Below are 25,468 nucleotides of genomic sequence, written 5' to 3'. Positions count from 1 at the left end.
GAATGAGGAATGCATTACGGCGGAAAAATCATACTCGGCATCGTCATCTTCGTCGGGCTGCTGCTTTCCCCCTTCGCGTACAACGCGCTGACGGTGAAAGCTTCCTACAAGCAGCCGGAACTGAAGTTGCCTGCCAACGAAAAGAAATGTGTGGAATCCCTCGAGTTCATGCGCACCAAGCACATGCAGCTCCTGGACCAGTGGCGTGACTGGGCCCTGCGCGACGGCAAACGTGTCTACGTGAACCACGAAGGCAAGGAATTCACCATCAGTCTGCAGAACACCTGCATGAAGTGTCACGACAACAAAGCGGAATTCTGCGACAAGTGCCACAACGACGCAGGCGTCTCCCCCTATTGCTGGGACTGCCACATTCAGCCGGAGGGGTTGAAATAATGAAAAACAACAGACGTAACTTCATCAAGTTCGCAGGCCTGGCAGCGGCCTCTCTGTGCATCGCCCCCAAGGCAATGGCCTCTTCCGGCCACGCCGCTCCGGTGAAAAAGCACGCGGACGGACTGAACGCCAAGCACTGGGCCATGGTGGTGGATACCCGCAAGCTGAACTCCGAGGAAGCCATCGCTCCCCTGGCCGCAGCCTGCCACGCCATCCACAACGTGTCCGAAATCGATACCAAGCAGAACATCAAGTGGCTTTGGGCCTCTCCCTATGAGGAGTGCTTCCCCGAGCAGCAGAACCCGTACATGGACGACAGCGTGAAGGAACGCATGTTCCCCATGCTCTGCAACCACTGCGAACAGCCCCCGTGCGTGCGCGTGTGCCCCACCAAGGCCACCTACCAGCGCCCGGACGGCATCGTGGCCATGGACTACCACCGCTGCATCGGCTGCCGCTACTGCATGGCCGCCTGCCCGTACGGATCCCGCTCCTTCAACTACAGCGAGCCCAGGAAATACCTGGACCTCACCAAGTTGAACACGGAGTTTCCGACCCGTATGCGCGGTGTTGTTGAAAAGTGTAACTTCTGCGTCGAGCGCCTTTCCGTGGGCAAGCTGCCCGCATGCGTTGAAGCCTCGAACGGCGCGCTGACCTTCGGCGACCTTACCGACCCCGAGTCCGACGTCCGCAAGGTCCTGCGCGAGAACTACACCATTCGTCGCAAACCCTCCGCCGGCACCGAGCCGAGCGTCTACTACATCATCTAGGAGGCACAGACATGCTGGAAAGAGCTCTCAAAGGTTCTCCCAGGTACTACGCCTGGATCGGCTTCCTGATGCTGGTTATCGCTGCAGGAGCCGGAGCTTGGATTTATCAGTTGATGGAAGGTCTGACCATCACGGGCATGTCCCGCGACGTGTCCTGGGGTTTCTACATCGCCCAGTTCACCTATCTGGTCGGTGTGGCCGCCTCGGGCGTCATGATCGTCCTTCCCTACTACTTCCACCACTACAAGCCCAACAAGCACATGGTCATCTTCGGTGAGTTCATGGCCATCGGCGCGTGTGTCATGTGCATGTTGTTCATTGCTGTCGACGTTGGTCAGCCCCAGCGCATGTTCAACGTCATGCTGCACCCCACGCCGAACTCCATCCTGTTCTGGGACATGACCGTGCTTATCGGTTACCTGACCCTGAACCTGCTGTGCGGCTGGGTCTGCCTGGAGCATGACCGCATGCGCCTGCCGCATCCCAAGTGGATCAAGCCCTTCATCATCATCTCGATCGTCTGGGCATTCTCCATCCACACGGTCACCGCGTTCCTGTACCAGGGCCTGCCCGGCCGCCACTACTGGCTCACCGCCATCCTGGCCGCCCGCTTCCTGGCAAGCGCATTCTGCTCCGGTCCGGCCATCCTGCTGCTGGTCCTGAAGGTGACCGAAAAGGTCACCTCCTTCCAGATGCCGCGCAATGCCGTGAGGACCCTGACCAAGATCATCGCCTACGCCATGGTCGTGAACATGTTCTTCCTGGCGCTGGAAATCTTCACCGCGTTCTACTCCAACATCCCGGGCCACAAGCACTCCATCGTGTACCTGTTCGCAGGCGTGCACGGTCATCACGAGCTCGTGCCCTTCATGTGGACCTTCGTGGTCATGGCAGTGGTCTCCCTGACCCTGCTCATTCCGCCCAGGTTCCGTGACAACCAGAAGCTGTTGCCCTGGGCGCTGGCCATCCTGGTGGTCGCCACCTGGATCGACAAGGGCCTCGGCCTGTTGATCGGCGGCATGAACCCGACTCCGTTCGAAACCATCACGCCGTACTGGCCCACCGGTCTCGAGCTCCTGATCTCCGCCATGGTCTACGCCATCGGCGCGCTGATCGTCACCGTCCTGTTCAAGATCGCCACCAGCGTGAAGCAGGACCTTGAACAGTCCCAGGCGCTTCCCTGCGGCTGTTCCACGGAAGACCACTGCGACTGCAGCAGTGAAGAAGAAGCACCCGCCGCTGACGAGGCTCCGGCCCAGGAAGCGGAAGCCGCTGCCTAACCACCTCGCATAGGCATAAGGCGAAAACGAGTACCAAGGCCCGTTCCCGAAAGGGAGCGGGCCTTTACTTTCGTGAAAACACCACTTGGCAGAATCTGCATATTTTTTGTCATTGCTGCCACCAATGTTATTTTCTACCTTGCTGTCATGACAAAGCAGATCGAGTTTTTCCTCTATCCTGGCGTGGTGTCCCTGGATGTCACCGGTCCTTTGGAGGTTTTTTCGTCGGCCACCGAGTTGCTGCATCATGACGGCCGCCTGAACGAAGGCTATGTTCCAGCCTTTTCCTCATTATGCCCCGGAGCGGTGAAAACCTCTTCGGGCCTGGTGCTGAATGCCGATGTACGCCCTGGACTAAAAGAAAGAAGCATTTTGCTTGTGCCAGGCGGTCTGGTTGCTGAAAACACCTCTACAGACCCCGAGGTTATACGGGCAATTCGAGCTGCGGCCCGCAAGGCGGATCGCATCGTTTCGGTCTGTAGCGGAGCCTTCATCCTTGCAGCCTGTGACTTGCTGGAAGGCAGACGGGCCACCACCCACTGGCTAGTCGCCGACAGACTGGCCGAACTATACCCGAACATCACTGTGGAAGCGGACGCCATCTATGTGCAGGATGGCCATATTTCCACCAGCGCAGGTGTCACAGCGGGAATCGACCTGGCGCTCGCCCTGGTGGAGGAGGACTACGGCCCATCCCTGGCCATTGAGGTGGCGCGTGTGCTGCTGCTCTACCGCAGACGGCCCGGGCACCAGAGTCAGTTCAGCACCCTCCTCTCCATACAGGCCAAGGCCGTAGAGAAGTTCAGTGGCCTTGTGAAATGGATGGAAGACAACCTTGATCAGAACCTCACGGTGGAAAGGCTGGCCGATCAGGTCCACATGAGCCCACGCACCTTTGCACGTATTTTTCCGTCGGAAACAGGTATGAGCCCCGCTCGCTTTGTTGAGCAGATGCGGATCGATCGTGCGCGCGAACTGATCGAATCCGGAACGGAAGCTCTGGAAGCCGTGGCACAGGAATCCGGCTTCGGCCGGGAAGAAAGGTTGCGCAGGGCCTTCCTGCGGAGGCTCGGCATCAGTCCGGCCCAGTACAGGGCCCACTTCATCAAAGGAGAACTCAATGACAAAACAACTCACCTACGGGATATACATCTATGAACAGGTCGCGGAGCTGGATTTCGTCGGCCCCCAACAGGTCTTTGCCGCTTCCAACCACATCCTGGGCGGCGGGCAGGTGGTGACCATCAGCCAGAACACCAACCCTTTGAATGGGTTCGGAGGATTGAAGATGATCCCGGACCACAGCTTTGAAACCGCACCCGAACTCGACGTGCTGTTGCTGCCCGGCACGGCGGATATCAATGAATATGCCCTGGGCAATAACGCAGCCATTGACTGGGTCAGCTCCCAGTATGATCAGGTCCAGTGGATGACCGGGGTCTGCACGGGTGGCCTGATCCTGCAGAAGGCCGGGCTGCTCAAGGGCCGCAAAGCCACCACACACTGGCAGCTCATGGATTCTCTAACGAATGACCCCGAGGTAACGGAGCTTCCGGACATGCGCTACGTGCGCGACGGCAAGGTGGTCACTTCGCAGGGGGTTTCCGCAGGCATCGACATGGCCCTGTGGCTGGTGGGCCAGATTCACGATCCCGACCATGCCCGCATGGTCAAAAAGATCCTGCAATACGATCCGGCTCCGCCCTACTCTGCTGAGGTATAAAACAAAAGAGGCCGTCCCTTTCGGAACGGCCTCTTCAATTCGTATCTGCAAGCTCTACTCTTCGGAAGCTTCGGGCTCGGCTGCCGATGCTTCAGCGGGAGCTTCGGGAGCAGCCTCTTCGGCCTCCGGAGCTTCTTCGACCGGCTCCTCGGGCTGCGGCTCCATGTAGCGCGAAAACACCAGGAAACCGGTGTGGGCCACCATGCGGTCGTCCGGACGCAGCCTGTCGGCCACGGGCTTCCAGTGACGCACCAGGATTTCCAGCACCTCGGAATCCTCGAAGGGACCGGCCTCCAGGGCGCGCAGCAGGTCGGAAACCTGATTGGTGGTGGGCAGCAGGAACCCGCACATGGCGCCGGGCTTCACGGCCGCCGGAATGTGATGAATGTATTCCCACGGGGTGCGCACATCCAGGAACAGGGCGTCCGCGCCGGTATGGTCGAAACCGTCCTCGATGTTCTTGTTGGTCTGGGTAACGCGGTGATCCAGGCCGACCCGGCGTAGGTTCTTGCCCGCCAGCTTGTAGAAATCCTCGCGGCGCTCGTAGGTATAGACATGGCCGGTGTCCCCAACGGTCCAGGCCAGGGCCGTGGTCAGACCGCCGGAACCGGTGCCGGACTCGATGACCGTGGTGCCGGGGCCAATGCCCAGCTTGAGCAGCACGTAGCCGATCTCCTTGGGATACATGATCTGGGTCTGGCGACGCACGTTCTTGATCAGATCGTGCAGGGTCGGCTTGAGCACCAGATAGGGCCTGCCCAGATGGCTTTTGGCCGGACGGCCGAAACCGGCGGCGCCAACGTCGGCCATGAGAATCTTGCCGTCGTTGGTATGAATTTCACCCTCGGGGTCGTATTTATACATGTACCGCTTGCCTTTCGGGCTGATGAGCAGTACCAGTTCACCTGTTTCGATCATGTCGGCCTCCAGTGGAAATTTGGACCCTTTCCCTACGGTGAGCGGGGCCGCAAGTCAAGAAAAGCGTGCGCAACGCACGGTCGCAACGGTTTCCCCTCTTGACAGGTAATCATTGCGAATTAAATAACCCCCTGATAACAATACCCCTTACATGGGCATAGCCAAACCACGGCCCATGAGGATTGGATACATGAAATTCAACTATGTTTTCGGACCGGTCATGAGCGGCAGATTGGGGCGTTCCCTGGGGCTGGATCTCCTGGGCGACCGCATCTGCAGCATGGACTGCATCTACTGCGAGGTGGGGGCCACACGGACCCTGACCCTGGAGCGCAGGCCTTACGTGTCCGGCGAAGACATACTCCACGAGTTGGAACAGTGGAAAGAAGAGGGCCATGAAACGCCGGACGTCATTACGCTCGGCGGCCTTGGCGAGCCCTGCCTGAACAGCGAAATGCGCTACGTCATCGAAGGGGTCCGGAACATCTTCCCGGGCCTTCCCGTGGCCGTGCTGACCAACTCGACCCTGATGCTGAACCCCGAGGTTCGGCAGGACCTGGCGCTGGCGGACATCGTGCTGCCGTCCCTGGATTCGCTGGTGCCCGATGAATTCCAGACCATCAACCGCCCCTGTCCCGGCATTGGCCCGGACGAGGTGGCGCAGGGCCTTCTGGAATTCCGAAACATATTTGACGGCAGGATCTTTTTGGAAATTTTGCTGGCCGAGGGAGTCAACGACAGTGACGCCAACCTCGGCAAGCTCGAGGCTTTTTGCAAGCGCCTCCAGCCCGACCGCATCGATGTGGTCACCCTTTCCCGGCCCGGCACCGTCAAGAAGGCCAAGGCCGTGGACAAGGAAACGCTGGAGCGCTGGCGCAAGGTACTGCACACCGGGGACGCCCCGGTGCGCGAACGGTTACGGACCAGCGAGGCCGCCTTTTCCGAAGCGCGCGTGGACGACATGGTACGCGCTTCCCTCGCCCGCAGGCCCCAAACCGTTGAGCAGCTCAGCCAGGCCCTCGGCATACCCGAGGCCCAGGCGGAACAGGCGGTCACCCGGCTCGTCCATGGCGGCGAAGCGACTTCATCAGATGAAAGCGGCACCCCGTATTATTATTCCGGCCGCCATACAATCGAGGGATAGCCGTGCATACCTTGCGTGAACCACACTTTTTTTCTCTGAGAGGTTTCAATGACCGCAAAAAAGAAACGGCAGAAGATGTTCATATCTGTCCTGCCGGGCGAACAGGTGGAAGTAGTCCTGGCCGAGGAAGGCCGCGTTAACGAATACTACGTGGAGATGCTGCACCAGGCCAAGACCAAGGGCAACATCTACAAGGGCTACATCCACAACATCGACAACGGCCTGCAGGCCGCCTTCATCAACTACGGAGCCGAACGCAACGGCTTTCTCCAGATCGACGAGGTGCATCCCGAATACTATTCGGGCGGCTACAAGATGAAAAAAGGCGCGCGCTACCCGCTCATGCAGCACGTGCTCAAGGCGGGCCAGGAAGTGCTCGTGCAGGTGGTCAAGGAACCCACCGGCAAGAAGGGCGCCTTCATGACCACCTATCTCTCCCTGCCCGGCCGCAGCTTCGTCTATACCGTGGGCCGCGACCAGATGGGGGTTTCCCGCAAGATCGAAGACGAAAAGGAACGGACCCGGCTCAAGAAGGTCCTGAGCCAGATGAAGCCCGAACCGGGCGTGGGGCTCATCGCCCGCACCGCGGCCATCGGCCAGAGCAAGGCCGCCCTGGAGCGGGACTTCAAGTACCTGAACCGCCTCTGGAAGGACGTGCGCGGCAAGGCCGGGACCGAAAAGGCCCCGTCCCTGGTCTACAAGGAAATGGACCTGGCGGCCCGCGCCGTGCGCGACTACCTGACCACCAACGTCACCGAGGTCTGGGTGGACGACAAGGAAACCTACGACCAGGTGAAACAGTTCGTGGAACTGGCCTTCCCGCGCAAGCCGGGCCTGGTCAAGCTGCACACCCAGCACGACAAGTCCCTGCTGGAACGCTTCAACCTCACCAAGCAGGTGGAGGAAATCTACTCCCGCGAGGCCACCATGCCCTCGGGCGGCCGTCTGGTCTTCGACCAGACCGAGGCGCTCACGGCCGTGGACATCAACTCCGGCAAGATCGGCGGGGAAAAGAATTTCCAGAAGATGGCTCTCAAGACCAACGTGGAGGCGGCCGAGGAAATCGCCCGCCAGCTGCGGCTGCGCGACATCGGCGGCCAGGTGGTCATCGACTTCATCGAGATGAAGGACCCCAAGCACTGCCGCGAGGTGGAAAAGACCATGCGCGCGGCCCTGAAGAACGACCGCGCCCGCACGGACGTGAGCCGCATCTCCAGCTTCGGCCTCATGGAGCTGGTGCGCCAGCGCCTCGGCTCCTCGGCCATAGCCATCAGCACCGAGCCATGCCCCTGCTGCAAGGGAACGGGCATCCGGCGCAACATGGAGTGGCAGGCCCTGCAGGCCCTCAAGGAAATCTACCGCCAGCTGCTGCGCGGCAACTGCCCGGATCCGCTGGTCCACGAGGCGGAGGAGGAACTGTCCATCTACCTGCTGAACAACAAGCGGGCCATGCTGGCCGAGATGGAGCGCCGCTTCGGCAACAAGATCCATATCGACATCAGCTACGAATACGACGAATAACCCAGTAGGCCTTTTGAACACATCAAGGCTGTTCAAAAAGGTCCGAGAACTAGGCACAAAAAGAAGCCAGGCCGCAGCGTATGAAACAATACGTGAGGACCTGGCTTCTTTGCAGTAACAACGTTATCGGGCCTGGAAGGACAGCCGACTAGCGCATGAGCTTCGCGACATCAACGCCGCTCTCCTGCGGATTGACGATGTCGGCGATAAGCAGCTGCTTGCCGTTCTGCCCTGCGGCCTGCTCCACCAGGTCCACCACCCGGGGGGTGATGGGCTGCATGGCCAGGTCAAAGGCGACCTTGACCACGGGGCGCAACGGTGCGTCGGCATGGTGGCCCACCACCACGCCGTGGCGGCCGTCGGTGAGCCGCACGAAGCTGCCCACCGGGTAGATGCCCAGACTCTTGATGAAATGCTCCACGATGTGGGGCTGGAAATCGGAAAGCCGCCATTGGTACATCATGCCCATGACCTTGCCCGGCGGCAGGGCGTCCTTGTAGGGACGGCGGCTGGTGAGGGCGTCATAGACGTCCACCAGGCCGATGACACGCGATATGATATGGGTCTCCGTGCTCCTGATGCCCTTGGGATATCCGGACCCGTCGCAGCGCTCATGGTGCTCCAGGGCCGCGTTCATGACCTCGGGCGGCATGTCCTGCTGAAGGCTGAGCACGTCGTAGCCCTTCTGGGCATGGGTGCGCATGATATCCATCTCCTCGTCCGAAAGCCTGCCCGGTTTGTTGAGGATGGACTCGGGAACAAGGGCCTTGCCCACGTCGTGGAAGACGCCGGCAATGCCCACCAGTCGGAGTTCCTCCGGGGTGAGGTTCAGGTGCTTGCCCAGGATGATGGCCAGCACGGACACGTTGATGCCGTGGGTATAGGTGTATTCATCCGCGTGGCGCAGCTTGCACAGGGCGGCTGCCGCGGATTCGTTGCGAAAAATGGACCCGATGAAACCGTCCACCGTGGGCTCGGCCTCGTGGTAGTCCACGGGCTTCCCCGCGCGCACGTTGTCCAGGAAGCGCCTGGCGTGCTTGAGGGCTTCGCCGTAAAGCCGGTTGGCAACGACTATTTCCTCCTCGATGGGCACCCGGTCCGAAGCGGCCGGCTTCGGAGGTGCGGGCTCCACCTCGGTCTCCCGGGCGCGCATCCGCTTCCGCAGCCGGGCCATGGCCTCGGCCCGCTGCAGGGACTCCTGCTCGCGCTGCTGAGCCTCCTCGGCCTTGGTGCGCATCTGCGCCTCGTGGGAAGGATCCAGCTGACCGAGCGCCTGGCGGGCGCGCTGCATGCGCTCGAACCGGACGCGGGCCTCCTGTTCGGAAATTCCCGGATCTTGCTGGGGGGATTTATTCTTCTGAGCCATTCTTCACGACCTTCATTTCGCAAAGCGCATAATTAAACTGCACTTTCTGCGGGACACGCGAAAAGAATAGCGCACTCCCCTATCGGAAGGCCATTATATTAAAGCAGATTGTCGCGCAGAAGACGCTTGAGCAGTTCGCCCGCATGCGGGGCGGTGAATTCGGCCCCGGCCTCGCGGAAGGCGGCCTCGGAAATGCGCCCCGTGGCCACACCCGCGGATGCGGTTCCGGCCCGATGCCCGGTTTCGATGTCCATGAGATGATCGCCCACCATGAGGGCGCGCCCGGGCCGCACGCCGAGCAGGCGCAGGGCCTGGTGCAGATGCTCGGGGTCGGGCTTGACCCGCACCGCGTCCTCCCGGGGGATGAAGGCCCCCACATGGCCGGGCAGGTCCGGGAAGACCTCCAGCACGGCCGGCGTGATGTTGCGGGTGATGACCCCGGCGGCCACGCCTCGTTCGCGCAGGGTTTCGAGCATGGGGCGGGTGAACTCGAACAGCTCGCCCTGCCGGGCCGCGTCGATCTCGGTGGCCGTGATGGTCAGCCGGGCCCGGCAATGGAACTCCTTGCCCGCGTCCCGTCCCTCGTGCCCGGCAATCTCGGCGGCCAGTTCGTCGATCCATTCCAGGATGGGCTGGCCGTCGGTTTCGGGCCGCACGGCAAGAAAACCCTCGGCCAGGGCCGCGATCTTGGTGCGCATGAGATCAAAATCCAGGGGCACGTTGGCCAGGGTCCCGTCGAAATCGAAAATGAGGGCGTCGAAGCGTCGCATGGCCCTGCACTACCCGAGGCCGCCCCGGCAGGCAAGAATTAAGGGTGTGGTGGGCCAAATCCGGATGTGGTAAAATGATAAAATCATGATCGTCAAAAACACCCTCTCCTCCCTGTGGTTGAAAATGCCCGCCGATGTTCCCGCCCGGCTGGACCGGGTCCTGGCCGAAGCGCCCGAGGGCAGAATATTCTTCCGGGCCGACGACGTGGCCGTGCCCGGCAGGAACATGAGCCGCATGCTGGAGGTATTCCGGGAAAGCGCCATGCCCCTGTGCATGGCCGTGGTGCCCGCCTGGCTGCACGACAGGCGCTGGCGGGAAATCCGGTCCGAGGCGGGCGATTCCGGCCAATGGTGCTGGCACCAGCACGGCTGGCGACACCGCAGCCACCAGACCCGGGGCAAGAAGGGCGAGTTCGGTGACGAGCGCAGCCCGGAGGCCAAGAAAACCGACCTGTCCAGGGGCAAGGCCAAGCTGCAGGCGCTCATGGGCAAGGACTTCGAACCCTACTTCACCCCGCCCTGGAACCGCTTTGACGCGGAAACCGGCGCGGCGCTCAAGGAACTCGGGTTCCGGGCCGTGTCCCGCTCCGCCGGGGAGCTGAAAAAAGTGCCCCTGCCCGAGGGCCTGCCCGACCTGTTCATCAACGTGGACCTGCACACCCGGAACGAGCCCACGCCCGAGGAGGGATGGGATGCGCTGCTCGCCGAGCTGAAGGCCGCCCTGGCAACGGGACGCTGTGGCGTCATGCTCCACCACCAGCGCGCCAACGCACTGGCCTTCGACTTCCTGGACCTGCTCCTGAAAAAAACGGCCGGTCACAAGCACTTGCAACCGGCCGCATTCCGCGATCTCGTCTGTCCCTGAACGCACGAGGGCTCTGTTGCCGCGATCAGACAGGTCCTTTTCCGCATTAAACGCATACGCTGCGGACCGTCTCAACCGTGCGTCTTACTCCCGCACATCTTTGAACAGCCTCTTTGCTGAGATTACTGTCGGGGAGGAGGGCCGCCCATGCCGCCTTTTCTTCCGCCCGGAGGCGGGCCGTCGGGGGGGCCGGTGGGCGCCTCATCCTCGTCAATGTAGCCGTCCTTGTTGCGGTCCAGGCGATCAAAATGGTCGGACGGGCCGTCAAACTCGGCGCGGGAAACACGGCCGTCCCGGTTCTTGTCGAACCGGTCCATGAACCCGCCTCCGCCTGGCCCCTGCCCCTTGCCGGGCCTTCGATCCCCGCCGCCCATTTCCGGACCGCCCTGGGGACGCGCGCTGCCGCCGTTTTTCGGCCCCACCTCCACGTGCCGGTACGGCACATCCACAAGCGAGGCCGCGCGGGCCGTAGCCCGTTGCCTGGCCTATGGCCACGTAGTAGGCCCAGCCGTTTTCGATATGGGTGGTGGAGGACCACAGCCAGGCCTCCTTGTCCGTGAGCTTGAACAGGAGATCGATGGCCGGACCCCGGTGCGAGGGCGAGCGGGAATTGCTGGAGCGGGAATAGTCCACGATGGACTGCAGTTCCTTGATGTTGGGCAGCCGCCAGTCGTCATGGCCGCCCATCCGGGACTTTCCTGCGTATTCCAGGGCCTTTTCCCAGGAAACCGGGCGGCCGTTGTCGGCCTTGGTCCACATGAGCCCCGTGGCCCGGTCCGTGACCGTACCGTCCCCGTTGTCCCTGAAGTCGTTCAGCCCGTAGTTCGCGGGCCCGCGCACGCAGCGCATCCAGTTGCCCTTGGTCACGGGATAGCCCTTGATGCGGCCGTCCGCGAAGTTGAAGCCGAAGGCGGCCCGCTGGCGGCCCATGACCGTGCCCGCATATTCGTTGGAGGACCAGAACTGGGCGTCGATGTCCCGCTGGCCGTCCGTGGGATAGCGGAAGTCGAAGAAACGGGTGTCGATGTACGGGGTCCGGGTGTGCATGTTGCCGTTGAAGTCGGCGATGGAGAACAGTTCCTTGATGGTGGGCACGCGCCAGTCGTCATGGCCGCCGAGGTGCAGGTTCCTGGCGTAGCCCCCGGCCTGGGCAAAGGTGTAGCGCCTGAAGTCGGGCGTCTTCTGCCACATGAGTCCGGTGACCAGGTCCGAGACCGTGCCGTCCCCGTTGTCGCGGTAGGCGGGGCCATTGCCCTTGTACTGGGCGTCCTGCCCGGAGAACTCCCGTCCCGGCAGGGGACAGCGGATGGAATCGCCCGTGCCGAAACACTGGTCCTGGCCGGTATCCACCACCGGCCAGGTGGGGCCTTCGGCGGCAAAGACGTAGCTGGAAACCAGCAATGCCACGGCGGCGCTCATGAAACACAGTATGGATAAACATTTCGACATGTCGAAACTCCTTCGCTCATTCTTCCCGGAAAGCAGGATTTCCGGATGGTCCTCTATTCTGGTCGCGGGAAGGAGCGACCAGGTTACAACGGCGCAACTGCCCTGACAATGGACGGAAAAAATAATTCTACCGCTCTTGTGCTGGTGGCGGCGGCTGCGTATTGTCTTCAAATATGAGTAAAAATGTGTTCACCGAGCCTGCGGGGAAGGGGCCGGGGATCCAGCGGGCCATCAGCCTGCCCTGGGGCAAGTCCCTGGAAATCAGCTTCAAGAGCCTGCGGGTGCGTTTCTTCCGCTCCATGATCACCGTGAGCAGCCTGATGCTCGCCGTGTCGTTCCTGGCCTTTGTGCTCGTAAACCTGGACGTGGCCGCTGGCATCCTGCGCTCCGGCGGCGAAACCGCCGCAAGCATGCTTACCAAGGCGGGGTACGACGTGGACCTGGAGGCCGCCCGGGTGGCCATGAGCGCCAAGGAGCGCTGGATCGTCATTCTCTCCCTGCTGGTCTGCACCGTGGGCATCGTCAATGCCCAGCTCATGTCCGTGACCGAACGCTTTTCCGAGATCGGGGTCATGAAATGCCTGGGCGCCCTGGATTCCATCGTGCTGCGCCTCTTCCTGCTGGAGGCGGCCATGCAGGGCCTGCTGGGCGCGGGCGCGGGCGCGGTGCTCGGGTTCCTCTTTTCCCTGCTGGCCGGGCTGTTCCGCTTCGGGGCAGCGGCGCTGGCGAGCCTGCCCTGGGCCGAGGTGCTGACCTCGGTGGGCCTGGCCATTCTCTCCGGCGTGGGCCTCAGCCTGCTGGGCGTGCTCTACCCGGCAATCCTGGCCATGCGCATGCGGCCCATCAACGCCCTGCGGGCCGAACACTGAAGGACAGACCATGACAGACGAACGCCACACCATTGTCCGCGTCATCAACGTGAAAAAGGACTTCCCCCTGGGCAGGCAGACCGTGCACGTGCTCAAGGGCGTGGACCTGGAAATCATGGCCGGGGAATACATTTCCATCATGGGCCCCTCCGGCTCGGGCAAATCCACCCTGTTCAACATGATCGGTGGCCTGGACAAGCCCACGGACGGCAAGGTGTTCATCGACGAGGTGGACATCTCGCAGCTGGACGCCTACGAGCTGGCCTGGCTCCGCAACCGCAAGATCGGGTACATCTTCCAGACCTTCAACCTCATCCCGGTCATGACCGCCCTGGAAAACGTGACCCTGCCCATGACCTTCGCGGGCATGCACGGGGACGACGCCCAGGAGAAGGGCATCGAGCTGCTCAAGCTGGTGGGCCTGGGCGAGCGCTTCCAGCACAAGCCCCTGGAGCTTTCCGGCGGCCAGCAGCAGCGCGTGGCCATTGCCCGCTCCCTGGCCAACGACCCGGCCATCATCCTGGCCGATGAACCCACCGGCAACCTGGACCTTTCCACGGGCGCGGAGATCATCGAACTCCTGAAGATGCTCTCGGCCGAGCGCGGGGTCACAGTCATTTCCGCCACCCACGACTACAAGATGCTCAATGTCTCGGACCGGGTGGTCTGGATCCGCGACGGCATGATCGACCGCATCGAGAACCGCGACGAACTGGATATCAGCGTGGGGGGCATCGCCGAAGCCGAAGGAGCGCCCGCCTGATGCCGAGCCGCCCCGCCCTGCGCCTCGCCGCGGTCCTGGCCGCGCTGCTGACCCTGCTGGCGGCGTCCGCCGCATTCGCGGGGGAGGACTTCCTGCGCCGCATGGCCGCCATGGGCGACCGCAGTCCGGGCACGCCCGGGGCGCAGGCCGCGGCGGACGCCGTGGCCGAGGAGTTCCGCAGGCTCGTCCCGGCCAACACGAGCGCGGGCGAAACCGGCCGGATCATCGGCCGCCAGTCCTTCCGGGTGCCCGTGGTCCGTTCCTACGGCGCGGACCTGGTGCTGCCCGAGCAGGGACGAATCCACATCAAGCAGCTGCGCACCAACGTGCTTTCGCCCGGGGCCATCGAGCCGCCGGGCCTCGGCGGCAGGCTGCTCTATGTGGGCCAGGGGCATCTCAAAGACTTCAACGGCCTTGATCCCGAAGGGGCCGTGGTCCTCATGGACATGGACTCGGGCAAGAACTGGAACAACGCGGCCGTGCTCGGCGCGCGCGCCCTGATCTTCGTGGGCACGGGCGGCGGCCCCACGCCCTCGGCGTTTTTCGTGAACAAGGTGGAGCTGACCCCGGTGGACTTCCCCATGTTCTGGATCTCCAAGTCCCAGGCTGCGGAGCTTTTCGGCGAAAACGTCAACGAATCAAAGCCCATGGACCTGGGCGACGTGCTGCTGACCTCCAGCGCCCAGTGGGAGCAGGCCACCGAGGAAAACGTCTACTGCTTCATGGAGGGCACGGACCCGGCCCTGGCCGACCAGCTGCTCATCGTGGAGGCCTTCTATGGATCGTCCACCTTCGTGGCCGGGGATTCTCCGGGCGCGGACGAATCCTGCTCCATCGCCACGCTCATGGACGTGGCCGAAACGCTGGGCAGGAAACGCCCCAAACGGCCGGTGCTGCTGCTGGCCAGCGGGGCGCATGCCCAGGCCCAGGCGGGCATGCGCGAATTCACCTGGGCCCTGGTGACCAAGAAAAAGGAACTGGCCCGGCTGAAGCAACACTACACCGAGCGTACCATCAACGCGGCCCGCGCCCTGGAGCTGCTCTTCCGCAAGGAGCCCCTGGACCTGTCCGGAATTTCCCCCGCCGACCTCGCCCTGCTGCGCAACGCCTACAAGACCGTGGTGCGCAATGCCGAGGACGACATCACCAGCCAGCTCATGCGCCTACGCCTGCTGGGCCGCCACAACCAGGCCATGCAACGCACGGGCAAGGGGCACATGCGCGGCAAAAAGACACAGAACCAGGACGTGGTGGACCTGCAGCAGGCCATCAAAAAACTGGCCGCCGAGCGGCTGGTCCTCAAGCGCCTCACCTGGGTGCAGGCCTCCCAGGCCGATGTCCCCCTGGGGGAAAAGGAAAGGGACGTGCTGGCCCGCTACACCCGCCAGGCCCTGGAATGGCAGGACCGGGTGCTGAACGACGCCAACGCCCGGCTGGGCGCGGTGAACTCCGCCCTGGAACTGCGCAAGGTCATGGGCGGGCGCTCCATTGCCGCGCACATGTCCCTGTTCCTTTCCAGCCACGGCAAGGGGGTGGGCGGATTCGACAAGGGCTGGCTCTACGACCTCAAGCCGGACGTGAACCGCACCCGGTTCTTCAGCCCCATCCACGACATTTTCGAGGCCAGGGCCAAGACCCTGCCCAAGGAATTGAAGCCCCTGTACCACGGCACCCTGCGTCCGAGCAGGCTGCGAACCTGGGAAAGCTACCTGCCCGACGGCCCGGAACTGGGCGGGGAGCCCATGGCCATTGCCGGATTCCCGGGATTCACCCTGGCCACGGTGCATGACGTGCGCCCGGCCTGGGGCACCCCCTACGATATCCCGTCCCGCGTGAACTTCAGCTACTTCAAGCGTCAGTCCCGGCTGGTGCAGTCCCTGGCGCGGGAACTGGCCGCCAGGCCCATCGCCGAAGCCGGAAAACGGGGCAAGGACCGTTATACCACCCTTGAAGGCAGGGCCAACCTGCTGCGCAAGGGCGAGCTGTTCCCGGACAAGCCGGGCACGGACACGGTCTTTCTCGCTTTCCAGTGGGGCACGCGCATGTACGGCATGGTGGACACCGAGGGCCGGTTCCGCATCCCGGGCCTGGCCGACAAGAAGATCAGCTACCACAAGGCCGTGCTCGAAGGCATGCGCTTCGACGAGCGCACCGGACTGGCCGTCTGGGCCGTGGACAAGCCCAAGACCGGCAAGGACGCCTACCGGGTCAAGCTGAGCCGCAGCGTCATGGAGACGGACATGATCCTGTTCTCCTGCACGCAGACCACGCTCTTCGACATGTTCGACCCGCGAACCTTCAAGTATCTCTACCGGCCCACGCTCATCGACGCGCGCACCGAGGCCCCTCCCGTGAGCTACTGGTACAGCCGCCTGGACACCCGGTCCTCCACCCTGGGGACCCTGTTCCTGGAACCGGACGTGCCCATCAAGCTGACCCTTTCGGACACGGTGCTGGACAAGAAGGAACTGCTGCTGAATTCCACGCCCGAGAACCCGCTGGGCTCGGGCTATCTGGCCCGGAGCTGGCCCACCATCCCCATGACCGAATTCCGCGCGGCCAACGACATGTGGAACCTGCTCACCCCGCGCGTGAAAAACCTGGAGCAGAAGGGCATCGTCAACGAACGGGTCCAGGCGCTGGCCGCCCTCGGCCTCGAGGAACTCCAGCAGGCCCGGCAGTACCGGGCGGAAAAACGCTGGGACAGGTTCATGGAGTCGGCCCGCTCCTCCCTGGCCAAGGCCTCCAAGGTCTACAACGACGTGGACAAGACCCAGAAGGACGTGCTCATCGGGGTGCTCTTCTACGTGGCCCTGTTCGTGCCCTTTGCCTACTGCATGGAACGGCTGCTCTTCGGTTTCGCGGACATCCGCAAGCGCATCGGGGCCTTCCTGGGGCTGCTGGCCGCCATCATTGCGGTGGTCTACATGGTTCATCCGGCCTTTGAACTGACCTACAGCCCCATGGTGGTCATCCTGGCCTTCTTCATCCTGGCCCTGTCCCTGCTGGTGAGCCTGATCATCTTCTTCCGCTTCGAGCGGGAAATGGTGGAGCTGCAGCGACGCTCCAAGCATCTGAAGCTCTCGGACATCAGCCCGGCAGCGGCCTTCACCGCCGCCTTCGTGCTCGGGGTCAGCAACCTCAAGCGCAGGCCCGTGCGCACCTTCCTGACCCTGGCCACCCTGGTGATCCTGACCTTCACCATCATGAACTTCACCACCGTGAAATCCGTGCGCGAAAAGGGATGGGCCACCTTCAGCCCCAAGGCGGGCTATGACGGGCTGCTCATGAAATATTTCAACTGGCAGGACCTGCCCGTGGAGGCCCTGTCCGTGGTCTCCGAGGCCTATGCGGACAAGGGCGTCGTGGCCCCGCGCGTCTGGTACGACACCGGGCTCACCGGCGACAAGTCCCGCGCCCCGCTCATCCCGGTTTCCTTCAAGGGCAAGGTGGCGCAGCTTCGGGGGACCGTGGGCCTCTCCCACACCGAGCCCCGGGTTTCCGGCCTGGACCGCATCCTGGTCAAAGGCCGCTGGTTCCGGCCGGGCGAACGGCACGTGGTGCTGCTCCCGGAACGAATCACCACGGCCATCGGCGCGGATATCGGCGACGAAATGACGGTCTGGGGAGTGCCCTACACCCTGGTGGGCATCTTCGGCGACACGGGCCTGCGGGACAACCCGGACCTGGACGGGGAACCCATCACCCCCATCGTCTATCCCAACGAGGCGGCCGTGCAGCTCTCCAGCACCGAGGCCGAAGCCATCGAGGAGGGCGAGGACGTGCTCGACTACCAGAGCCGCTACCAGCATATTCCCGGCTATGAAACGGCCATCCTGCCCGCCGAGCTGCTGCTTTCCCTGGGCAACACGGGCAAGCTCAAGGGGCTGGCCGTCAAGCAGACCGGGGAAAAGGACCTGGGCACGGCCCTGGGCGACCGCTTCGGGCTCATGCTCTTCCGGGGCGGCAGGGACGGCACCTCGCTGTTCTTCACCTCGGACGCGGTCAACTATTCGGGCGTGGCCAACATCCTCATTCCCCTGGCCATCTCCATCCTCATCGTGCTCAACACCATGATCGGCTCGGTCTACGAGCGCCGCCCCGAGATCGCGGTCTACACCTCGGTGGGCCTGGCCCCGCCCCACGTGGCCTTCCTGTTCATTGCCGAGGCGCTGGCCTTTGCGGTCATCGCCGTGGTCATCGGCTATCTCCTGGCCCAGCTTTCCGCGGTGGCCCTCGCGGGCACGGCCCTGTGGGCGGGCATGACCGCCAACTACTCCTCCACCGCCGGGGTCGCGGCCATGATCCTGGTCATCCTGGTGGTGCTGGTGTCGGTGCTCTACCCGGCCCGGGTGGCCTCGCGCATCGCCATCCCGGACGTGAACAGGTCCTGGACCATGCCCAAGGCCGAAGGCGACACCCTCACGGTGATGCTGCCCTTCCTCATCAACCTGGCGGAACAGGCCAGCGCGGGCGGCTTCCTGCGCGCCTACTACGACACGCACCACGACGTTTCCCACGGGGCGTTCTCCACCGCGGACATGGCCTGCTCCTATCTGGACAACGAGGCCCGGAAGGAGCTGGGGGAAAGGACCGTCCAGTGCCTGACCCCGGAGCAGCTCACGGGCGAGGACTACTGCTTCCGCATGAACCTGCGCGTCTGGCTGGCCCCCTTCGACTTCGGGGTGCGCCAAAAGGTGGACCTGACCTTCTGCCCGTCCGACCTGTACCGGGGCTACCGTCAGATCCGGGTGCAGCTCACCCGCGAGGCCGGAGAGCACAAGGCCTGGGAAAACCTGAACCGCAATTTCCTCAACGACCTGCGCAAGCAGCTTCTGGCCTGGCGCTCCCTGGACGAGGTGGCCGTGCAGGGCTACGCAACCGACCTGACAGAACATTTTGCCGAGCGCATGAAGCGGATCGAGGAGGCTGGCTGACATGACTGACCGAATCCGCTTCCGGGCCGTGCTCGCTGGCCTGGCCCTCGGCCTGGCGCTGTGCGTGTTCACACCGTACAACGACGCCTACCTGCGCAACACGCCCATAGGCAACGGCAACTTCCCCCTGGCCCCGTTCTTTGTCGCGGCATGGCTCTTTGTCCTGTCGGCGGCCGCAAGCAGGCTGAGCAAAAAGCCGCCCCCGCTCAACGGCATGGAGATTCTCACTGCCTGGGTGCTCATGATCCTGTTCACCAGCATCGGCTGGAACGGGCTGGCAGAAACCTTTTTCGTGAACATCACCGCGCCCCAGCATTTCGCCAAGGACGCCTTCCGCTGGACCGAGGTGCTGCGTCCCCTGCTGCCGGACGCATGGTTCCCGGACAGCGCCGCAGCCGTGAAAACGCTCTACAACGGGCTGCCGAACGCCAAGGCCATGGGCGTGGGCGAGGTGCTCTCCCACGTGCCCTGGGGCGTCTGGCTCCAGCCCCTGCTGGTCTGGGCCGCCTTCATCCTGGCTTCGTTCTTCGTCATGGTCTGCCTCATGCGCCTGCTCGGCAAGCAGTGGGTCATGAACGAGCGGGTCATGTTCCCGCTGTTTCGGGTGCCCCAGATCATGGGCCAGGCCCTGGACCAGGGTCGGTTCGGCTCGTTCTGGGCCGACAGGTTCCTGATCGCCGGGCTGTTCCTGGCCGGTTTCCTGCACCTCATGAACGGCATGCACTACTATTTCCCGAGCGTCCCGGAACTGCCCACCATCATCCTGGCGGGCAAGTACTTCCCCAAGTTCGGCCTGTTCTCGGGCTTCTACAAGCTCAAGCTGTACATCGTCCCCGCGTTCATCGGCTTCGCCTTCCTGACCACGCGGCAGATATCCTTCAGCTTCTGGGTCTTCTTCATCCTGGCCGGGCTTTCCTACGGGCTGCTCTACGTGCTGGGCCTGCAACTGCCCGAGGCCGCCCTGGGCGTGACCTTCGGCGCGGACCTCTACCGGCCCGAGGGCGCTCAGTCCATCGGCGCGTATATCGTCTTCTTCCTTTTCCTGGCTTGGCTGGCGCGCCACCACCTCAAGGAAACGTTCCTGTGCCTGTACAAGCCCCTATGCCGCAGAAGGCTGGGCGAGGACTCCAGGCCCGGCACGCCCGAGGATTGGCTGCCCCCGGTCTGGCCCCTGTGGGGGCTGCTCTTCGGCGTGCTCTTCCTCGCGGCATGGGGCTGGTGGTTCGGGCTGCCGCCCGTCGCGGCCCTGATCCTGCCCGTGGCCTTCATCATAGTGGCCGTGGTTTCCGCGCGCGTAGTCTGCCAGGGCGGGCTGCCCTATTTCACGCTCACGGCCGCGCCCATGGACGGCATGGTGGGATTCTTCGGCACGGGCATGTTTGGCCAGGCGGGCATCGCCTGCGCCGCTGTCATGCAAAAGATGCTTTTCCTGGACATGCGCAGCGCGGTGCTGCCCACCCTGTTCCACGGCTCCAAGGCCTGCGAGAAAAACCAGGCCAAGTGCGTGGTGGTCCTCGGCGTGACGGCGGCCCTGCTGCTGGCCGTGGGCACGGCCTTCGTGACCATGCTCTACCTGGGCCACAAGTACGGGCTGCGGGACCTGAACCTGGAATGGGCCACCCAGACCGTGCTGGCCAACTACGAAAACGCCCAGCGGCTGGTGGACGTGCCCACGGGTCCCAACAAGTGGACCCTCATCTACTCGGGCGCGGGCGCGCTGATCATGGGCCTGCTGATTCTCTGCTACTACCGACTGCCCTGGTGGCCCCTGCATCCGCTGGGCTACCTTGTGGCCTATTCCACGGGCATGAAGGTGCTCTGGTTCAGCTTTTTCCTGGGATGGATGTGCAACCACCTCTGTCTGCACTACGGGGGCACGGCCCTGTTCAACCGGCTGCGTTTCCTGTTCGTGGGCCTGATTCTGGGCGATTTCCTCATGGGCGGCTTCTATGCGCTCCTGAGCCTGTGGACGAAAACCGTGTACAACGTGTTCCCGGTGTAGCTCAGGGAACCGTTTACTGAAAACTACGATATGAGATAGAAAAACAACCGGCCACCCCCCATCGCAAAGCGATCGCCAGGGATTTTCGGGAAGGGGGTTGGGGGTCCGGGGGAAGGGGGAACCCCCTTTGCAAAGGGGGTTCCCCCTTCCCCCGGCAACACAAGGCTGCATATGTACGACGACAAGGAACTCAAAGAGTATCGCGACCTGATGAAGCCGCCGGACCGCTTCGAGGAGGGCTTCGATTGGAAGACCTTTATCGGGGCCATCTTCATCGGCTTCCTGATGATGCCCGGCAGCATGTATCTGCAGTTGGTCATCGGCCAGGGCATCGGTCCGGCCGCCCGCTGGGTGACCATCATCCTGTTCGCGGAAATCGCCAAGCGCTCGTACTCGGAACTCAAGCAGCAGGAAATCTTCCTGCTCTACTACATGGCGGGCGCGGCCCTGGCCTCGCCGTTCCAGGGCCTGCTCTGGAACCAGTATCTGGTGCAGTCCGACGCCGCGCGCATGCTCGGCCTCACGGAATTCATCCCCCACTGGGTGGCCCCGGGCCTGGAATCGGCCTCCTACCTGGACCGGAGCTTCTTCCACGGCGACTGGCTCATCCCGATCCTGCTGCTCATCGGTGCGCAGCTCGTGCAGCGCATCGACCACTTCGGGCTGGGCTACAGCCTCTACCGGCTGACATCGGACGTGGAAAAGCTGCCCTTCCCCATGGCCCCGGTGGGCGCGCTGGGCACCATGGCCCTGGCCGAATCCACCGAGGACCGCAAGACCGGCTGGAAATGGCGCGTCTTTTCCATCGGCGGCATGATCGGCCTGGCCTTCGGCTTCTTCTACGTGCTCCTGCCAGCCCTCTCGGGATTATTGTTCCAGGAGACCATACGGCTCATTCCCATCCCGTGGATCGAACTGACGCGGCACACCGAGGATGTGCTGCCCGCAGTGGCCACGGGCCTGCAGTTCGACCTGGGCCTGGTGTTCATCGGCATGGTGCTGCCCTTCTGGGCGGTCATCGGCGGACTGGTGGGGCTGATCATCACCGTGGTGGCCAACCCGGTCCTGTACCACCACGGCATCCTGCACCGCTGGCACCCGGGCATGGAAACCGTGGAAACGGTCTTCGCCAACAACTTCGACTTCTACATGAGCTTCGGCATCGGGCTGGGCCTAGCCATCGCGCTCATCGGCGTCTACTACGTGGTCAAGTCGTTCAAGGGCTCGGGCGACGGCAAGCTGGACTTCTCGGTGCTGCTCAAGACCAACATGAACCGGGGCGACATCAACATCTGGGTCTCGCTGTCCATCTACGTGTTCTCCACCCTGGCCTACATCTTCCTGTGCGTCTGGCTGGTGCCGTCCTTCCCGTGGATATTCTTCGTGCTCTACGGCTTCGTGTACACGCCCGTGGTCTCCTACGTGACCGCACGCATGGAGGGCGTGGCCGGGCAGTTCATCAGCCTGCCCATGGTGCGCGAATTCTCGTTCATTGCCGGGGCCAAGTTCTTCGGCTACCAGGGCATCGAAATCTGGTACGCGCCCATCCCCATCCACAACTACGGGGAGGCCACGGTGCAATTCCGGCAGATCGAGCTTACGGGCACCAGTCTCAAGGGCATCATCAAGGCCGAACTGGTGGTTTTCCCGGTGGTCATGGTGGCCTCGCTGCTCTTTTCCCAGTTCCTGTGGCAGCTGGCGCCCATCCCCTCGCCGCAGTACCCGTTTGCCCAGGAACTCTGGCATCTGCAGGCCCTCAACACCCTGCTTCTGCAGACCTCGACCCTGGAAGGCAACTCCCTCTTTTTCGAGGCCCTGTCCGGTCCCATCGTGCTGGGCGGCATCGGCCTGGGGGTGGGGCTGTACGCCCTGCTCAACGTGCTGGGGCTGCCCGTGCTCCTGGTCTACGGCGTGGTGCGCGGCCTGGGCCAGTCCACGCCCCATGGCCTGATCCTGGAGGTCATCGGCGCGCTGCTGGGCCGCTTCTACTTCCTGAAGAAATACGGGGCCCAATGGCGGCATTACGCGCCGGTCCTCCTGGCGGGCTTTTCCTGCGGCATGGGCCTGACGGGCATGTTCGCCATGGGCTGCACGCTGATACTCAAATCCCTGGGCAGACTGGCGTATTAAACGGACGATTGCCGCAACCATTGATTCTAATGGCGCACACATGACGCATGTTGTTAGGCTGCGAGCATGAAGTACTTCCGTCTGTGCCTAACCATATTGCTGGCAACCCTGGCCCTGCCCGCATGGGCCTACGAAACCACGCCTCTGCGTCTGGGCATGGATATCTGGCCGCCCTACGAATTCCAGACCACATCGGGAAGACCCGCGGGCATTGCCTTTGAAACCACCAGGACCGTGCTCGCGGAAATGGGCATCGAACTGCGCAGCGTGGAGGTGCTGCCCTGGGCTCGGGGCCTCAAGATGCTGGAGCACGGGGAAATCGACGTGCTCATCAGCGGGGTGCGCACCAAGGAGCGGGAAAGCATCTTCCACTACCCCGAAGAATCCATCATCACGGCCGAGTGGCGGGCCTTCGTGCACTGCGGCCAAAGCAACCCGGCCGCCTTCACCACCATCGAGACCCTGGACAAAAAGACAGTCGGCACGGTTCGCAGCTACAACTACCCTGAAAAATTCATGAAAAAGCTGGACAGCATTGCCCTCATCGACAAGGTGAACACCGACGAGACCAACTTCCGCAAGCTGGTCACCGATCGCGTGGACGTGGTGCTCAGCGATTATCTCAACGGGCTCTGGCTCCTGCACGTGCTGCAGCTCAACTCCCAAATCTGCGTCACGCCGCTGCCCATCGGCAGCCGGGAACTCTATCCCCTTTTCAGCCAAAAGACCGTCGCCAAAGATATCGTGGATCGATTCACCGAACGGCTCCGCAAGTTCAAGGCCACCCCGGAATATGCACAGCTGCTCAACAGGGTCGAAAATCTCGACCGATAGCCCCGAGCATCATTCTAATAGCGAACACATGTCGCATGCTGTTAGGCTGCAAGCATGAAGTACTCCCGGTTGTTCCTGGCCATACTGCTGATCATCCTGGCCCTGCCCGCACAGGCGGAAGGGACCGCGTCGTTGCGCCTGGGCATGGATATCTGGCCGCCCTACGAATACCAGAACCAGCAGGGACAATCCGCAGGCATCGCCTTCGCAGCCACCAAGGCCGTGCTCGCGGAAATGGGCATCGACCTGCGCAGCGTGGATGTGCTGCCCTGGGGCCGGGGGCTCAAGATGCTGGAACACGGGGAAATCGACGTGCTCATCAGCGGGGTGTACACCCCGGAACGGGAAAAGATCTTCCACTATCCCGGAGAATCCATCATCACGGCCGAATGGCGGGCCTTCGTGCACTGCTACCGCAGCAACCCGGCCACCTACACCTCCATCGAAACCATGGACAAAAAAACAGTCGGCACGGTGCGCAGCTACAACTATCCTGAAAAATTCATGAAAGACCTGGACAACGTCGCCATCATCGACCAAGTGAACACCGACGAGACCAACTTCCGCAAGCTGGTCACCGGCCGCGTGGACGCGGTGCTCAGCGACTATCTCAACGGCCTGTGGCTCCTGCACGATCTGGAGCTCAGCTCCCAAATCTGCGTCACGCCGCTGCCCATCGGCAGCCGGGAGCTCTACCCCTTTTTCAGCAAAAAGACCGTCACCAGGGATATCGTGGATCAATTCACCGAACGGCTCCGCAAGTTCAAGGCCACCCCGGCGTATGAACGCCTGCTCCGGAGCACCAAGTCCTACGGCCAATAGCCCGTTCCGAATTCCCCCCTTTTCTTTTCCAAAAACTAATGGCGCACACCGTTTCCCTGCTGATATCCTGTAACCATGAGCACGGCTTGCCGTATTGCGGCCATCCTGACACTTTCCCTCTGCTTCGGCCTCTTCGGCGCGGTCTTCGGCCGCGCGGAGTCCGTGCGCATCGTCTATGACCAGTGGCCGCCCTATGAATACACCGACAGCCGCCAGCGGCCCGCAGGCATCTCCTATGAAGTGACCAGGGCCGTGCTGAAGGCCATGGGTATCGAAATCTCCTCCGCAAAAGGCGTTCCCTGGAGCCGAGGGCTCCAGATGCTGGAACTGGGCCAGGCGGACATCCTGCTCAGCGGCATCCGCTGCCCCAAGCGGGAAAAATTCGCCCTGTTTCCATCGGAATCCATGCTCACGGCCCAATGGCGAGTCTTTGTCCCCTGTTTCCGCTCCCGGGAGCACCAGTACACCTCCCTTGAATCCCTCCGGGGAAAACGGGTGGGTGTGGTCCAGGATTACGCCTACTCGCCCACCCTGCTGAAACGCCTGGGGGAAATCGCGGAAACGCAGACCGTGCTCACCGACGAGGCCAACTTCCGCAAGCTCATGGAAAACCGCATCGACGCGGCCCTGTGCGACCACCGCAACGGCCTCTGGCTGAGCCACCAGCTCGGCCTGGAATGCGACGTCTGCCCGGCGCCCTTCCTTCTGGAAGAACAGCGCATCTATACCCTGTTCAGCAAGGAAACCGTGAACAAGAGCTTTATCGGACGCTTTTCCGAGGAATTGCGCATCTTCAAAACCACCCCGGAATATGGCCGAATACTCGAGCAGACCGCGCCGAAAAGCGAATGACGCGCCGTGCGCAAGAATTTCACGGACTTGACTCTTGACGGGATATGGGAAAAAGGT

The 25,468-nt window shown here is 62.8% G+C and carries 21 protein-coding genes; 16 read left to right on the top strand and 5 right to left on the bottom strand.

Features of this window, described 5'->3' with window-relative positions:
* Positions 1-9 precede the first annotated feature (9 nt).
* The 5 genes from dsrJ to FGL65_RS04900 all read left to right on the top strand — a co-directional run bounded on the left by dsrJ (position 10) and on the right by FGL65_RS04900 (position 4,169).
* Positions 10-396: a sulfate reduction electron transfer complex DsrMKJOP subunit DsrJ gene (gene dsrJ / locus FGL65_RS04920; RefSeq protein ID WP_147819939.1), complete on the top strand. Its 387-nt coding sequence runs from the start codon at positions 10-12 to the stop codon at positions 394-396.
* A complete protein-coding gene (dsrO, locus tag FGL65_RS04915) occupies positions 396-1,166 on the top strand; it encodes a sulfate reduction electron transfer complex DsrMKJOP subunit DsrO (protein WP_147819938.1) in 771 nt (256 codons plus the stop codon). The genes dsrJ and dsrO overlap by 1 nt, the downstream gene beginning before the upstream one ends.
* An 11-nt stretch (positions 1,167-1,177) precedes the next feature.
* Positions 1,178-2,446, top strand: coding sequence for a sulfate reduction electron transfer complex DsrMKJOP subunit DsrP (dsrP, locus tag FGL65_RS04910; protein ID WP_147819937.1), 1,269 nt, complete (start codon positions 1,178-1,180; stop codon positions 2,444-2,446).
* 72 nt (positions 2,447-2,518) lie between these two features.
* A complete protein-coding gene (locus FGL65_RS04905) occupies positions 2,519-3,604 on the top strand; it encodes a GlxA family transcriptional regulator (protein ID WP_250645575.1) in 1,086 nt (361 codons plus the stop codon).
* Complete coding sequence (locus FGL65_RS04900) at positions 3,567-4,169, top strand: DJ-1/PfpI family protein (protein ID WP_147819936.1); 603 nt, start codon at positions 3,567-3,569, stop codon at positions 4,167-4,169. The genes FGL65_RS04905 and FGL65_RS04900 overlap by 38 nt, the downstream gene beginning before the upstream one ends.
* A gap of 54 nt (positions 4,170-4,223) precedes the next feature.
* On the opposite strand, the gene FGL65_RS04895 is transcribed toward FGL65_RS04900, so the two are convergent.
* Positions 4,224-5,087 (bottom strand): tRNA (adenine-N1)-methyltransferase, encoded by an 864-nt coding sequence (locus FGL65_RS04895; RefSeq protein WP_147819935.1) that lies wholly within the window; start codon positions 5,085-5,087, stop codon positions 4,224-4,226.
* A gap of 190 nt (positions 5,088-5,277) precedes the next feature.
* Here FGL65_RS04895 and FGL65_RS04890 point away from each other — a divergent pair, with 190 nt between their 5' ends.
* Both FGL65_RS04890 and FGL65_RS04885 read left to right on the top strand, forming a co-directional pair.
* Positions 5,278-6,231 carry a radical SAM protein gene (locus FGL65_RS04890; protein WP_147819934.1) on the top strand — a complete coding sequence of 318 codons (954 nt, stop codon included), beginning with the start codon at positions 5,278-5,280 and terminating at the stop codon, positions 6,229-6,231.
* Positions 6,232-6,279: 48 nt separating this feature from the next.
* Positions 6,280-7,752: an Rne/Rng family ribonuclease gene (locus FGL65_RS04885; RefSeq protein WP_147819933.1), complete on the top strand. Its 1,473-nt coding sequence runs from the start codon at positions 6,280-6,282 to the stop codon at positions 7,750-7,752.
* Between the two features lie 148 nt (positions 7,753-7,900).
* Here the strand turns inward: FGL65_RS04885 and FGL65_RS04880 are convergent, their stop codons facing one another.
* Positions 7,901-9,118: an HD-GYP domain-containing protein gene (locus FGL65_RS04880; RefSeq protein WP_147819932.1), complete on the bottom strand. Its 1,218-nt coding sequence runs from the start codon at positions 9,116-9,118 to the stop codon at positions 7,901-7,903.
* 98 nt (positions 9,119-9,216) lie between these two features.
* Entirely contained in the window at positions 9,217-9,888 is a 672-nt protein-coding gene (locus tag FGL65_RS04875) for an HAD family hydrolase (RefSeq protein ID WP_147819931.1), read from the bottom strand.
* Positions 9,889-9,973: 85 nt separating this feature from the next.
* On the opposite strand from FGL65_RS04875, the gene FGL65_RS04870 reads away from it, so the two are divergent.
* Complete coding sequence (locus FGL65_RS04870) at positions 9,974-10,753, top strand: polysaccharide deacetylase family protein (RefSeq protein WP_147819930.1); 780 nt, start codon at positions 9,974-9,976, stop codon at positions 10,751-10,753.
* A 122-nt stretch (positions 10,754-10,875) separates the two neighbouring features.
* Here the strand turns inward: FGL65_RS04870 and FGL65_RS04865 are convergent, their stop codons facing one another.
* Positions 10,876-11,070, bottom strand: a complete 195-nt coding sequence (locus FGL65_RS04865; RefSeq protein WP_222705795.1) for a hypothetical protein — start codon at positions 11,068-11,070, stop codon at positions 10,876-10,878.
* Positions 11,018-12,202 (bottom strand): Lcl C-terminal domain-containing protein, encoded by a 1,185-nt coding sequence (locus FGL65_RS04860; RefSeq protein WP_147819928.1) that lies wholly within the window; start codon positions 12,200-12,202, stop codon positions 11,018-11,020. The genes FGL65_RS04865 and FGL65_RS04860 overlap by 53 nt, the downstream gene beginning before the upstream one ends.
* 173 nt (positions 12,203-12,375) lie before the next feature.
* On the opposite strand from FGL65_RS04860, the gene FGL65_RS04855 reads away from it, so the two are divergent.
* The 8 genes from FGL65_RS04855 (at position 12,376) to FGL65_RS04820 (ending at position 25,411) form a co-directional block, all read left to right on the top strand.
* Positions 12,376-13,071: an ABC transporter permease gene (locus FGL65_RS04855; RefSeq protein ID WP_147819927.1), complete on the top strand. Its 696-nt coding sequence runs from the start codon at positions 12,376-12,378 to the stop codon at positions 13,069-13,071.
* A gap of 10 nt (positions 13,072-13,081) precedes the next feature.
* Positions 13,082-13,834: an ABC transporter ATP-binding protein gene (locus tag FGL65_RS04850; protein ID WP_147819926.1), complete on the top strand. Its 753-nt coding sequence runs from the start codon at positions 13,082-13,084 to the stop codon at positions 13,832-13,834.
* Positions 13,834-18,771, top strand: coding sequence for an FtsX-like permease family protein (locus FGL65_RS04845; RefSeq protein WP_147819925.1), 4,938 nt, complete (start codon positions 13,834-13,836; stop codon positions 18,769-18,771). Before FGL65_RS04850 ends, FGL65_RS04845 begins: the two co-directional genes overlap by 1 nt.
* Before the next feature lies 1 nt (position 18,772).
* Positions 18,773-20,773 (top strand): DUF6785 family protein, encoded by a 2,001-nt coding sequence (locus tag FGL65_RS04840; protein WP_147819924.1) that lies wholly within the window; start codon positions 18,773-18,775, stop codon positions 20,771-20,773.
* Between the two features lie 171 nt (positions 20,774-20,944).
* Positions 20,945-22,903 (top strand): OPT family oligopeptide transporter, encoded by a 1,959-nt coding sequence (locus tag FGL65_RS04835; protein ID WP_147819923.1) that lies wholly within the window; start codon positions 20,945-20,947, stop codon positions 22,901-22,903.
* A gap of 66 nt (positions 22,904-22,969) precedes the next feature.
* Entirely contained in the window at positions 22,970-23,737 is a 768-nt protein-coding gene (locus FGL65_RS04830) for a substrate-binding periplasmic protein (RefSeq protein WP_147819922.1), read from the top strand.
* A gap of 54 nt (positions 23,738-23,791) precedes the next feature.
* Positions 23,792-24,559 (top strand): substrate-binding periplasmic protein, encoded by a 768-nt coding sequence (locus FGL65_RS04825; protein ID WP_147819921.1) that lies wholly within the window; start codon positions 23,792-23,794, stop codon positions 24,557-24,559.
* Positions 24,560-24,634: 75 nt separating this feature from the next.
* A complete protein-coding gene (locus tag FGL65_RS04820; protein ID WP_147819920.1) occupies positions 24,635-25,411 on the top strand; it encodes a transporter substrate-binding domain-containing protein in 777 nt (258 codons plus the stop codon).
* The last annotated feature ends 57 nt before the right edge of the window (positions 25,412-25,468 follow it).

This window comes from Salidesulfovibrio onnuriiensis, from assembly GCF_008001235.1.
Taxonomy (GTDB): domain Bacteria; phylum Desulfobacterota; class Desulfovibrionia; order Desulfovibrionales; family Desulfovibrionaceae; genus Pseudodesulfovibrio; species Pseudodesulfovibrio onnuriiensis.
This window is presented reverse-complemented; position numbering and strand designations above follow the sequence as displayed.